We start from the raw sequence: 12,701 nt of genomic DNA on the forward strand, positions 1-12,701 counted from the left end.
GCGGCGGGCGTCTGCGCCTGATCCTGTCTGCCTTGGCGAGGAACAGACGATGGACGGAGGCAGGACATGAATGCGATCCCACAGGCGGCCGAGCGCGACTGGCGCACGCCGCTGGAATTGACCCTGCTGGGCGCCATCTGGGGCTGCTCGTTCCTGTTCATGCGGGTGGCGGTGCCGTCGTTCGGCCCATTCGCGCTGGTAGAGGTACGGCTGGTGCTGGGCGCGCTGGTGCTGCTGCCGTTCCTGTGGCGCGCTCGCGCGCAGTTCCCGCCGCGCCGCTGGCTGTGGTTGGCACCGATCGGCCTGATCAACTCAGCGCTGCCGTTCGTGCTGTTTGCCTACGCCGCCGAGCAGGCGCCGGCCGCGATCGGTGCGATCTGCAATGCGATGACGGTGCTGTTCGCCGCGCTGATCGCGTTCCTGTTCTTCGGCGAGAAGATCGGCATGCGTCGTGCCGGGGCGCTGCTGGTCGGCTTCGCCGGCGTGGTGGTGCTGGCCACGGCCAAGGTCTCCGGCCTGAGCATCGGCACCGCAGTGCTGGCCGGTGCGGCGGCATCGCTGCTGTACGGCCTGGGCGTGAACCTGGTGAAGCGGCACATGACCGGGTTGCCGTCGGCCGCCGCCGCGGCGGCAACGCTGTCGTGCGCCTCGCTGTGGATGCTGCCGATGGCGGTCAGCCACTGGCCGCAGGCGGCGATTCCGTTGAAGGCCTGGGGCGCGGCGATCGCATTGGGCGTGGCCTGTACCGGCCTGGCGTTCCTGATGTTCTATCGCCTGATCGGTCGTATCGGCCCGTCGCGGGCGTCGACGGTGACCTACCTGATTCCGTTGTTCGGTGCGGCGTTTGCGTGGTTGTTCCTGGATGAGCCGGTGACGCTGCAGATGCTGATTGCCGGTGCGTTGATTCTGGGTAGCGTGGCGGTGAGTCAGAAGGGCTGAGCGCGCGTACGCAGCGGTAGCACCGAGCCATGCCCGGCGGGCCCATTTCCGCGCCTGCGGGGAGGTGTCACTTTCTTTGCTCGTGCAAAGAAAGTAACCAAAGAAACACGCCGCCAGGTCGCGAGCCGGTGCTGCGCACCGGTACCCTGCGCTCCTCGGCCCGTCGAGGGACGGCGCGGGAACTCGCTGCGCTCAAACACCCGCGCCTCTTCGCCCTCGCCGGACCTGCGGTGCTCGGCTCGCTCAAGGCGGACTGGAAGGTCAAGATCAACAGCAAGAGCATCCACGCATGGCGTGGATCTACTGGGTGCAGCTGTGGCCTTTGAACTGGGTCCGCCTTGAGCGAGCCGAGCATCGCAGGGGAATCAGGGGCGAAGAGGCGCCGATGTCCTGTAGAGCCGACTGTTAGTCGGCTGCCTTCTGTACACCGTCCCCTGATTCACCGAGAAGCGCAGGGGACCGACGTGCGAAGCACGGCGGCTCGCGACCTGGCGGCGCGTTTCTTTTGGTTACTTTGCTTTTCGCGCGAAAAGAAAAGTGACGCCCATGAACAGTGAAGTACCTTCAGCACGCGTAACGTGCGGAAACCATCACCGCACCGGCACCGGAATATTGCAAAGGTCGATATGCCCCGCCGGGCGCTTGTAGAAATCATCCACGCGGTTGCGCCGCGCCTCCACCGTATCGGCGAAGGTCTTCGAGTCGGTACGCAGTACCTGGATCGGTGCGCGCTCGGCCGCCGGCACGTCGCTGGCACGGCGGATCGCCACGATCGGCGTGCGCAGATTCGGGTCGGTGTAGAAGCCCATCGGCGCCGGTCCGCGCGGGGTCGCGCTGAGCAGTTCCATGCCCTTCAGCACGCGGCCGACCAGGGTGATGTTGCGGTCGAGCTGACGCGGTGACTGGCCGGTCACCACGTAGAGTTCGGCACCGATGCTGCTGTCCTCTTCGTTACTGCGGCCGGCGCCCAGCATGCCGTAGCAATGTGCCAGCCAGGCCTTGCCGGCCTGCGGGTCCTGGCCGACCGGGAAGCCGTCGACGAAACCGGTCTGCGCGGCCCAGCCATCGCGATCCGGCAGCACGCTGACCTTCAGGCCAGCGCTGGCGCGCTCGAATTCAGCCGGCAGCTTGCGCGCGGCGCTGCCGAACGGCTTGGCCTTGGCCGCGTCATCGGCGTCGGCATCGCCGAACTGCACCACGAAGTTGTCCTGAGAGCGGTAGATGCTGGTGCCGTCCCAGAAGTGCTCGTGGGCGAAGGTCTGGATGTTGGCGACATGGCGCGGGGCGAACTGCGGCGCCAGCTCGATGATCACGCGCCCGGCCGGCAGGTCCATGTACAGCAGGTTGGCCGGGTCCGGCGTGCGCCAGTCGCTGGCCGGCGAGGCGTCCAAGATCTGCTGCGGGCTGCGGTAAGGCGAGGCCGCGCTGGCCATGGCGGGCAGCAGGCAGGCGAGGGCGAGGGCGGTCAGGGCAAGGCGACGGCGGTGCGGCATGGGAACCCCGGAACATGAACGAGGCTTCGATTCTGCGCGAGCAATCCGGTCACGCCAACCGGCAGAGTGACTAACGACACATTCGCTATACCGAACTTCGCACTACTGTGGACTTCAACGTAGTGGAGGGCCGGCCATGTCCGAGGACGATGTCCACCTGAAGAAGTTCCAGAAGGAGCTCAGCGCCGGAACGGTGTCGCTGGCCCTGCTGGCGGTGCTGGCCCGGGCCGGGGAGCCGCTGTACGGCTACCTCATTGCCAAGGAGCTGGAGCGGGTGGGCGAGGGCGTGCTGAGCGGCAAGCAGAGCGCGCTGTACCCGGTGCTGCGCAACCTGGAGGGCGCCGGCCTGCTGGAAAGCCATGTGGAGCCGTCCAGCAGCGGGCCGCCGCGGCGCTACTACCGCATCAATGAACGTGGCCGCGAGGTGCTGGCGCAGTGGCGCCAGGCGTGGCAGGCCACCCGCGATTCCGTCGATTCCGTGTTGGAGGGGGTACCGCAATGAACGACCCGAGCCTGGCAGGCCGCGCCCTGCCGACCACCATTCCGCAGTACCTGGCGCAGCTGCGCGCTGCGCTGGAAGGTGCCGATCCGGCGATGGTGCAGGACGCGTTGTACGACGCCGAGGAATACCTGCGCTCGGAGCTGGCCGCGCAGCCCGGCCGCAGCGAGGCCGAGGTGATCGCCGACGTTGCCGGCAGCTATGGCGCGCCGGACGAAGTGGCCGACATCTACCGCGAGACCGAAGTGACAGTGAACCGCGCGCTGCGCACGCCGCGTGCGGATACCGCGCCGGTGCTGCGTGCGGCGGCGGAAGCCAGTGGCGTCGAGCCGGCCTCACCGCCGCCGGCGCCGGTGCAACGCTCGCTGCTGGCGCGCTTCTTCGGCGTGGTGGCCGATCCGCATACCTATGGCGCGCTGTTCTACATGCTGCTGTCGCTGGCCACCGGCATTTTCTTCTTCACCTGGGTGGTGACCGGCCTGTCGCTCTCGCTCGGCCTGTTGATCCTGATCGTCGGCATTCCGCTGACCGTGCTGTTCTTCGGCTCGGTGCGCGGGCTGGCGCTGCTGGAAGGGCGGCTGGTGGAAGCATTGCTGGGCGAGCGCATGCCGCGCCGTCCGCACTACACCGACCGCAGCCGCACGTGGCTGCAGCGCATCGGCGACATGTTCACCGATGGCCGTACCTGGCTGACCCTGCTGTACTTCGTGCTGATGCTGCCGCTGGGCGTGGTCTACTTCACCATCGCGGTGACGCTGCTGTCGCTGTCGCTGGGGTTCATCTGGGCGCCGGTGGCCGCGCTGTTCAGCGGTGACATTCCGGGTGTCTACGTCGATGGCGTGAACGTGCTGCCGATGGCCGCCTCGCCGCTGGTGGGCATCGTGATCGCAGCTGTGGGCGCGCTGCTGCTGCTGCTGACGATGCACCTGGCACGCGGCATCGGCAAGCTGCACGGGCTGATTGCCAAGAACCTGCTGGTGCGGTTGTAACAGGCCAGGGGTCGGATCCCTGTACGCAGAACAGGGCTCTGACCCCGGATCCCATCATGCTGGGTCAGAGCCCTTTCCGTTGGAAAGGGATCCGACCCCACGGCGGGGAGTTACCCCGCCTTTCGCCGCAACGGAGTGACGTTGCTCTTCTTCTTCGTGGCCTTCGCCGCCGGTGCCTCGGCATGGGCAGCGAAGAAGTCGCGCACCTTCGGATACACCACCTCGCGCCAGCGACGGCCGCTGAAGATGCCGTAGTGGCCGGCGCCTTCGACGATGAAATGCTCGCGGCGGTCAGTAGCAATGCCGGTGCACAGCGCCTGCGCTGCTTCGGTCTGGCCAAGGCCGGCGATATCGTCCAGTTCGCCCTCGATGCTCAGCAGCGCGGTATCGCGGATCGCCGACGGGTCGACCTTCTCGCCGTTGACCACCCACTCGCCACGCGGCAGCAGGAAGTCCTGGAACACCACGCGGATGGTATCCAGGTAGTACTTGGCCGGCATGTCCAGCACCGCGTTGTACTCGTCGTAGAAGCGACGGTGCGCGTCGGCGTCTTCCAGGTCGCCCTTGACCAGGTCGGTGTAGAAATCCCAGTGCGAACTGAAGTGGCGGCTGGGGTTCATCGACAGGAAGCCGGCGTGCTGCAGGAAGCCCGGATACACGCGGCGGCCGGCGCCGGGATAGCTGGCCGGCACGGTGTGGATGACGTTGTTCTCGAACCACGACAGCGGGTTCTGCGTGGCCAGGTTGTTCACCGCGGTCGGGCTGCAGCGGGCATCGATCGGGCCGCCCATCATCACCAGGGTGCGCGGTGTCGGCTCGCCACGGCTGGCCATTAGTGAAACCGCGGCCAGCACCGGTACCGTCGGCTGGCACACGCTGACCACGTGCAGGCGTTCGACGCCCAGATGGCGGATGAACTCCTGGATGTAGGCGATGTAGTCGTCCAGGCCGAACTCGCCTTCGTTGGCCGGCACCATGCGCGCGTCCACCCAGTCGGTGACGTACACACGGTGGTCGCGCAGCAGCGTGCGCACCGTATCGCGCAGCAGCGTGGCGTGGTGCCCGGACAGCGGTGCCACCACCAGCACGAACGGCTGGTTGAGCATGGTGTGCAGCTGGTCGGCTTCATTGCTGTGGCGCTTGAAGCGCAGCAGCTTGCAGAACGGCTTGCTCACTTCCTCGTGCACGACGATCGGCACGCGCTCGCCGTCGACCTCGATTTCGTTGATGCCCCACTCGGGCTTCTCGTAATCCTTGCCGATGCGGTGGAACAGCTCATTGACCGCCGCCAGGCGATCGGCGCCGGGCATCTGCGACCACCAGTGGCCCGGGTTGGCGAAGAATCTGGCGTTGGCCTGGGCCTGGTGCACCCAGGGGGCGAGCAGGTTGCGGGTCAGTTCGTGCAGTTGATAGAGCATGACGACCGAATATGTATGGTCATATGTTGCCGCGCAGCATATCCCATCCGGGTGTCCCGCAGGTTAAGTTGGCTGAAAATAATGAATCCGGATTCACATCCGTTCCAGCGCGGCGGCATCGCCTGCCAGGGCGGGGCCGAGCCAGCAGTGCGACCCTACCGGCTGCAGGCCGTGCCGGGCCAGCGTCCGCCGATACCAGCGTGCTGGGCGGGCCTGGAAGCCGTCGTGGTCGCCTTCGAACGCGTCCTCGGCGGCGAAGGTCTCCAGGAAGGCCACACCACCGGTCAGCTCGGCCACGCCGGCCAGGCCGGCGCGCAGCTCGCGGTCGGGAACGTAGTGCATCACGTCCGAACACACCAGCAGGTCGACCGGCGCGCAGGGCCGCAGCCAGGCGAAATCGCCGAAGCTGGCCAGGTGCAGGTTGCGGGTGCGGCCATAGCGGCGCACAGCGTACTCGCTGCTGTCGAAGCCCAGGTATTCGACCTTCGGACGCAGCTTCAGCAGCGGTGCGCGCCAGGCGCCTTCGCCGCAGCCGATGTCCAGCACACTGCGGATCGGTCGTTCCAGGTAGTACTCGGCACTGGCCACGGCCAACGCGACCTTGCGCGCCAGGCGGGCGCTGCCGCCGATGTCGGCGCGGCGGTACCAGCGTTGGAAGTAGGCGGCGTCGTAGGTCTTGTCCATGGGGCGGTGCGCGATCAGGGAAAACGGTGCCTATCGTACGGCGTTGCGCCCCCGGGTGTGGCGGACCCGCAGTAGAGCCACGCCATGCATGGCTGTCCTGATGCGGCGATTGGACGCGGCAGCCACCCATGAGGTGGCTCTACTGCGACAATAGGCGCCCATCTACGCCAGCCGCCGGAGCGAGCGCATGCAGAGCTACTACTGGGTCAAGACCTTCCACATCGTGTTCGTGGTGGCGTGGATGGCCACGGTGTTCTACCTGCCGCGCATCCTGGTCAACCTGGCCGAGACCGCAGGCCAGCCGGCGGTGACCGAGCGCCTGCAGCTGATGGGCCTGCGCCTGTACCGTTTCGGCCACTCGATGTTCGGCCTGGCCTTTGTGCTGGGCCTGGTGCTGTGGCTGGGCTACAAGGTCATCCCGGATTTCCCGACCATGGTCGCGCCGGGCGGCGCTGGCTGGCTGCACGCCAAGCTGGGCCTGGTGGTGGTGCTGCTGGTGTATTTCAGCTGGATCGGCCGTCTGTTGAAGGGCGTGGCCAAGGGCAGGGCGCTGCCGTCGTCGCGCGCGCTGCGCTGGATCAACGAGATTCCGTTGCTGGCGTTCATTCCGATCGTGTGGCTGGTGCTGGCAAAGCCGTTCTGACCGTCCGTTATCCGTAGAGCCATGCTTGGCTCTACGGGTTCGCGTGATTCTTCGCCAAAGCAGAGGCATCCACGCATGGCGTGGATCTACTGGGCGCAGCTGTGGCTTTTGATGTTCAGGTCCGCCATGAGCGAGCCGAGCATCGCAGGTGAACCAGGGGCGAAGAGGTGCCGATGTCTGAGCGCAGCGAGTTCGGCGCCGTCCCCTGATTCACCGAGAAGCGCAGGGAACCGGTACATAGCACCGGTTCGTGTTCGGCGGCGTGTTCTTTGGTTACTTTCTTGCACGAGCAAGAAAGTAACAAGCCGATGAATCAGGCCGCTTCGTACGTGCCGTAGCTGCGCAGGCGGGTGTAGCGCTGCTCCAGCAGCTGTTCGGTGGACAGCTTGTCCAGCGCGTCCAGTTCGTTCAGCAGCACGGCCTTCAGGCGCTTGGCCATCTGGGTCGGGTTGCGGTGGGCGCCGCCGGTGGGCTCGCGCACGACCTTGTCGACCAGGCCCAGGCTCTTCAGGCGCGGCGCGGTCAGGCCCAGCTGCTCGGCGGCTTCCTTGGCCTTGCTGGCGTCCTTCCACAGGATCGAGGCGCAGCCTTCCGGGGTGATGGTCGAGTACACCGCGTATTCCAGCATCACGGTGCGGTCGCCCACGCCCAGCGCCAGCGCGCCGCCGGAGCCGCCTTCACCGATCACGGTGCAGATGATCGGCACCTTCAGCTCGGCCATCTCGATCAGGTTGCGCGCGATCGCTTCGGACTGGCCGCGCGATTCGGCGTCGATACCCGGCCAGGCACCGGCGGTGTCGATCAGGGTCAGCACCGGCAGGCCGAAGCGCTCGGCCATCTTCATCAGGCGCAGCGCCTTGCGGTAGCCCTCCGGCTTGGGCATGCCGAAGTTGCGCTTGATCTTTTCCTTGGTGTCGCGACCCTTCTGGTGGCCGATCACCATTACCGCGCGGCCATTGATGCGGGCCAGGCCGCCCATGATCGCCTTGTCGTCGGCGAAGGCGCGGTCACCGGCCAGCTCCTGGAACTCATCGAACATGACGCGGATGTAGTCGGCGGTGTACGGACGCGACGGGTGCCGGGCCAGCTGCAGCACCTGCCACGAGGTCAGGTTGCGGAAGATCTGCGCGGTGCGCATGCGCAGCTTGTCCTGCAGCGCGTGCACTTCCGCCTCGACATTGACCGCCGGCCCGGCACTGGCGTTGCGCAGTTCCTGGATCTTGGCTTCCAGGTCGGCGATGGGTTGCTCGAAGTCGAGGTAGTTCGGATTCATCGGAAGCCGTCGTGTAAAGAAGGGGGCAATTCTAGCCGAATGCGTGCAAACCACCCGTACGCCTTCGTCTGGAAGGCGACGGTAGCGCAGCCGGGCAGGCGGCGCCAGTCAGCTCAGGGCACCACCAGGGCGCTGCGGCCCATCAACTGGCTGCGCTGGGAAACGAAGTCGTTGTAGGCCTCGTTGGCCTCCCGGCCCAGGCCGCTGCCCAGGGTGGCAGTGGCCGAGGTGAAGGCCATCTGCGCAGCGAAGTCCTGCTTGCGCAGGGCCTTCTGTTCATCGGCGGTGGTGGCCTTCAGCCATCGCGCGTAGACCTCGCGAAGCGGCGCGGCATGCGCCTCGAAGGCCGGTGCCAGCGCCGGCAGGCTGGCCGGTGCCGGTTCAAGGCTGTATGCCGGGGCCACGTAGCCGGCCGGCTGTTCGCGCTTGAACGCGCCCGGCTCGCCCATGCCTTCCTCGACGTAGGCGATGAAATCCGGTGCCGTGAACACCTTGGCGACGATCTGGCCACCACTGGAATCGACGTGGGCGACCACCTTTTCCTTCGGGAACGGTTCGCGCACGCCGTAGGTCCAGGTCTTGTCGATGAACAGGTCGTGGTGCTTCTCGAAGGGGCCCTCGAAGTCGACGCCGCCCAGCTCGATGCCGGCCTTGCCGGTGCCGAAGTTCTTCAGCTTGCTCTCGTCGGTGACGTAGACCTCGCGTGCGATCACGTATTCGCTCAGGGTCGGGTTGATCAGGCCGCCACGACCGTCGACGTAGACGATGAAGCGCACGTCGCCGAGCGTGTCGGTATGCAGGCGATGCTCGCCAACGCCCAGCGAGACCGGGCGCGAGCCGTGCGCGGCCACCGGCAGGTCCTGGCCGTCGATGCTCAGCGCCAGCGGCGTGTCGGTCGGGTTGTCGATCTGGAACTCGATCTTCGACGGCGAGCAGGCGGCCAGCGCCAGTGCGGCAACGAACGGGAACAGCAGGGTCTTCATTGGCGATCGTCCTTGATGTCTGGAACGGGAAAACTGGAACACGAAGCAGCCAGCCTCAGCTGGCCCACGGCGGGCTGTAGCGCACCTTCAGCGTACGTACGGCGGGGTCGGCGCGCAGCGCCTCCATCAGCTTGGAATCGATGCGCACTGCGCTCTGCCCGGAGACATCCAGCATGCCGGCGACACCGCCGTGCGGGCCCTTCAGCAGCAGGTCCAGGCGCAGCGGCGTCCGCCCCGGGCGATGGCGGTCGAGCAGGGCATTGATGCGCTCCCAGACCGGGCGCTGCTGGCGCAGGTCCAGGCGCAACGACAGCCGCGTGGCGTAGTTGGCGCAGACTTCGTCGAAGTCCCAGCACTGGCGGATGCGCAGTGCGTAGCCGCCGTTGAATTCGTCCTCGCGCAGGCCGCCCTTGACCACCAGGATGCGGTCCTTGGTCATCAGGTGGCCGAACTCGGCCATCGCATCGGAGAACGCGCTGCACTCCACGCGGCCGCGACCGTCCTCCAGCTGGATGAAGATCTGGCTCTCACCCTTGCGGCGCACGCCGACCACCTGGCCGGCCAGCACGGTCTGCACTTCCGGGCGCCAGCGCTTCTCGCCGCCACCGCCGCCGCCGCCGCTGTTGGCGCTCCAGATCTTCTCCACCGAACCCAGGTCGTTGCCGACCAGGTCGCGCACATCGTCGCGCCAGGGATCGAACGGGTGGCCGCTGAGGTAGAAGCCCAGCGTGTCGCGCTCGCCGTTGAGGCGCTGCAGCAGCGGCCATTCTTCGGCTTCGGGCAGGTCCAGCTGGATCGACACGGTGCTCGGATCGGGCCCGCCAAACAGCGAATTCTGCCCGGACGCACGCTCGCGTGCCATCTGGTCGGTGGCCTTGATCACTTCCGGCAGCTGCAGCATCAGCGAGGCACGGTTGCGGCCGAGCTCATCGAGCGCGCCACAGTTGATCATCGCTTCCAGCGTGCGCCGGTTGAGCTTGGCCGAGCCGACGCGGGTGCAGAAGTCCAGCAGATCCTTGAACGGTCCGCCCTTCAGTCGTTCCTCGACCACCGCTTCGCAGGCGCCCTGGCCGACGCCCTTGATCGCGCCCAGGCCGTACTGGATCGTGTCCGGTGTGACCGCTTCGAACATGAAGGCCGACTGGTTCACCTTCGGCGGCAGCACGGTCAGGCCGAGGTTGCGCACCTCGTCGAGGAAGCCGACCACCTTGTCGGTGTTGTCCAGGTCCGAAGACAGCGTGGCCGCCATGAACTCGGCCGGGTAATGGCGCTTCAGCCAGGCGGTCTGGTAGCTGACCAGTGCGTATGCAGCGGCGTGCGACTTGTTGAAGCCATAGCCGGCGAACTTCTCCATCAGGTCGAAGATTTCGTCGGCCTTGGGGCCGTCGACGCCGCCCTTGGCTGCGCCTTCGCGGAAGATCTCGCGGTGCTTGGCCATTTCCGCCGGCACCTTCTTGCCCATCGCGCGTCGCAGCAGGTCAGCGCCGCCCAGCGAGTAGCCGCCGACGATCTGCGCCATCTGCATCACCTGCTCCTGGTACACCATGATGCCGTAGGTGTCCTTCAGGATCGCTTCGGTGCGCGGATCGGGATAGATGATCTCTTCCTGGCCGTGCTTGCGCGCGTTGAAGGAGGGAATCAGGTCCATCGGGCCGGGGCGATACAGCGACACCAGCGCGATCAGGTCTTCGAAGCGGTCGGGGCGCGCGTCCTTCAGCAGGCGGCGCATGCCCGAGGATTCGAACTGGAACACCGCGCCGGTGTTGCCATTGGCGAAGATGTCCTTGTAGGTGGGCGCATCGTCGAGCGGGATCGCGGCAATGTCGACCGGCGGAATGCCCGCGCGTTCGTGGCGCTTGTTGATCGCCTTCACCGCCCAGTCGATGATGGTCAGCGTGCGCAGGCCGAGGAAGTCGAACTTCACCAGGCCCACTTCTTCCACGTCGTTCTTGTCGAACTGGGTGACCGGGTTCTTGCCCAGGCCGTTCTCGTCGTGTTCGGCGTACAGCGGGCAGAACTCGCTCAGCGGCTCGGGCCCGATCACCACGCCGCCGGCATGCTTGCCGGCGTTGCGGGTCAGGTCTTCCAGCTGCAGCGCCAGGTCGATCAGGTCGCGGACATCGTCCTCGGTCTCATAGCGCTGGATCAGTTCCGGCGACGCCATTTCCGAACTGGGGCCTTCCTTGCCCTTGCCCAGCGCATCCTTCAGGTGGATGCCCAGGATGTTGGGAATCAGCTTGGAAACACCGTCGACCAGGCCATACGGGAAGCCGAGCACGCGGCCGGAGTCGCGCACCACCGCCTTTGCGGCCATGGTGCCGTAGGTGATGATCTGGCTGACGCGCTCGCGCCCGTACTTGCGCGCGACGTAGTCGATCACCTCGTCGCGGCGGTCCATGCAGAAGTCGATGTCGAAGTCGGGCATCGACACGCGTTCCGGGTTCAGGAATCGCTCGAACAGCAGGTTGTACGGCAGCGGGTCCAGGTCGGTGATCTTCAGCGCCCACGCCACCAGCGAGCCGGCACCCGAACCACGGCCGGGACCGATCGGGATGCCCTGGTTCTTGCCCCACTGGATGAAGTCGGCCACGATCAGGAAGTAGCCGGGGAAGCCCATCTTGATGATGGTGTTGAGCTCGAACTCCAGGCGCTCGAAGTACTCCTCACGGGTCTTGCCCGGCGCCAGCGGATTCTTCTCCAGGCGCTGTTCCAGGCCATCGCGCGACATCTTCTGGATCCAGGTGTCCAGGGTCTCGTCGTCGGGCACCGGGTAGTTGGGCAGGAAGTAGGTGCCCAGCCGCATCTCGATGTTGCAGCGCTCGGCCAGCGCCAGCGTGTTGTCGATCGCATCGGGGATGTCGGCGAACAGCGCGCACATCTCCTCGGCCGACTTCAGGTACTGCTGGTCGCTGTACTCGCGCGGGCGCTTGGGATCGTCCAGCACGCGGCCGGTGGAAATGCACACGCGCGCTTCGTGCGCGCTGAAATCCGACGGCGACAGGAAGCGCACGTCATTGCTGGCGACCACCGGCAGGCCGCGCTGGCCGGCGGCCATCAGCGCGAACTGGTTGAAGGTTTCCTCGCCCTCGCGGCCGGTACGGGTCAGCTCCAGGTGCAGGCCATCGCCGAACACGCGCTGCCAGTCGGCCAGCTGCTGCTCGGCCAGTTCATGCTTGCCGTCCAGTGCCAGGCGCCCGGCCAGGCTCTGCCGTCCGGCCAGCGCGAACAGGTTGGCGTTGCCGGCCTTCAGCCAGTCCGGGTGGATGGCCACACCGCCTTCCGGGCGATGGCCTTCCATCCAGGCGCGGGTCAGCAACCGCGACAGGCTCAGGTAGCCCTCGCGGTCGCGGCACAGCAGGGTCATCCGCCACGGGTCCTGGCCTTCCTCGGCGATCAGCACGTCGGCACCGGCGATCGGCTTGATGCCCACGCCTTCGGCGGCCTTGTAGAACTTGACCAGGGCGAACAGGTTGTTGAGATCGGTCACCGCCAGCGCGGGCAGGCCGAGCTCCACCGAGCGCGACAGCAGGTTGGCCTGCTTGGCCCTCTTCGGGTCCGCCTGGTCCGGCTTGGCCGGCACGCGGATGGTCGAGTCCGCCAGCGAGAACTCGGTGTGGACGTGGAGATGTACGAAGCGGGAGTTGGACATGCCGGACCAGGTTGGAGCGCGCGGGCCCGGGTGCTGACGGAGGTTCGTCGCCGGGGTCGGGAAGCGCTGGAATGCCCGGTCAGGGTAGCGAGGGCAGGGGGTTGCCACAAGGCTTGACAGGGGCACGGCGT

The 12,701-nt window shown here is 66.7% G+C and carries 10 protein-coding genes; 4 read left to right on the forward strand and 6 right to left on the reverse strand.

Going from position 1 to position 12,701, the window contains the following annotated elements; translation table 11 throughout:
* Nucleotides 1-66 precede the first annotated feature (66 nt).
* Nucleotides 67-939 carry a DMT family transporter gene (locus tag DL544_RS06710; RefSeq protein ID WP_065177444.1) on the forward strand — a complete coding sequence of 291 codons (873 nt, stop codon included), beginning with the start codon at nt 67-69 and terminating at the stop codon, nt 937-939.
* Nucleotides 940-1,529: 590 nt separating this feature from the next.
* Here the strand turns inward: DL544_RS06710 and DL544_RS06715 are convergent.
* Nucleotides 1,530-2,432 carry a peptidylprolyl isomerase gene (locus DL544_RS06715; protein WP_139726925.1) on the reverse strand — a complete coding sequence of 301 codons (903 nt, stop codon included), beginning with the start codon at nt 2,430-2,432 and terminating at the stop codon, nt 1,530-1,532.
* Nucleotides 2,433-2,568: 136 nt separating this feature from the next.
* Between DL544_RS06715 and DL544_RS06720 the strand changes: the two genes are divergently transcribed.
* On the forward strand, nt 2,569-2,934 hold the full coding sequence (locus DL544_RS06720) for a PadR family transcriptional regulator (protein WP_004150914.1): 366 nt from the start codon (nt 2,569-2,571) through the stop codon (nt 2,932-2,934).
* Complete coding sequence (locus tag DL544_RS06725) at nt 2,931-3,920, forward strand: sensor domain-containing protein (RefSeq protein ID WP_139726926.1); 990 nt, start codon at nt 2,931-2,933, stop codon at nt 3,918-3,920. The genes DL544_RS06720 and DL544_RS06725 overlap by 4 nt, the downstream gene beginning before the upstream one ends.
* A gap of 110 nt (nt 3,921-4,030) precedes the next feature.
* On the opposite strand, the gene DL544_RS06730 is transcribed toward DL544_RS06725, so the two are convergent.
* Complete coding sequence (locus DL544_RS06730; RefSeq protein ID WP_139726927.1) at nt 4,031-5,338, reverse strand: polyhydroxyalkanoate depolymerase; 1,308 nt, start codon at nt 5,336-5,338, stop codon at nt 4,031-4,033.
* A 93-nt stretch (nt 5,339-5,431) separates the two neighbouring features.
* Entirely contained in the window at nt 5,432-6,022 is a 591-nt protein-coding gene (locus tag DL544_RS06735) for a class I SAM-dependent DNA methyltransferase (protein ID WP_005415837.1), read from the reverse strand.
* A gap of 187 nt (nt 6,023-6,209) precedes the next feature.
* Between DL544_RS06735 and DL544_RS06740 the strand changes: the two genes are divergently transcribed.
* Nucleotides 6,210-6,665, forward strand: a complete 456-nt coding sequence (locus DL544_RS06740; RefSeq protein ID WP_053497082.1) for a CopD family protein — start codon at nt 6,210-6,212, stop codon at nt 6,663-6,665.
* A 313-nt stretch (nt 6,666-6,978) separates the two neighbouring features.
* On the opposite strand, the gene DL544_RS06745 is transcribed toward DL544_RS06740, so the two are convergent.
* The 3 genes from DL544_RS06745 to dnaE form a co-directional block, all read right to left on the reverse strand.
* Nucleotides 6,979-7,938, reverse strand: coding sequence for an acetyl-CoA carboxylase carboxyltransferase subunit alpha (locus DL544_RS06745; protein ID WP_065177439.1), 960 nt, complete (start codon nt 7,936-7,938; stop codon nt 6,979-6,981).
* 113 nt (nt 7,939-8,051) lie between these two features.
* On the reverse strand, nt 8,052-8,921 hold the full coding sequence (locus tag DL544_RS06750; protein WP_139726928.1) for a YajG family lipoprotein: 870 nt from the start codon (nt 8,919-8,921) through the stop codon (nt 8,052-8,054).
* A gap of 55 nt (nt 8,922-8,976) precedes the next feature.
* On the reverse strand, nt 8,977-12,570 hold the full coding sequence (gene dnaE, locus DL544_RS06755) for a DNA polymerase III subunit alpha (RefSeq protein WP_139726929.1): 3,594 nt from the start codon (nt 12,568-12,570) through the stop codon (nt 8,977-8,979).
* Nucleotides 12,571-12,701: the final 131 nt, after the last annotated feature.

The organism is Stenotrophomonas sp. pho (genome assembly GCF_006228405.1).
Classification (GTDB): domain Bacteria; phylum Pseudomonadota; class Gammaproteobacteria; order Xanthomonadales; family Xanthomonadaceae; genus Stenotrophomonas; species Stenotrophomonas sepilia.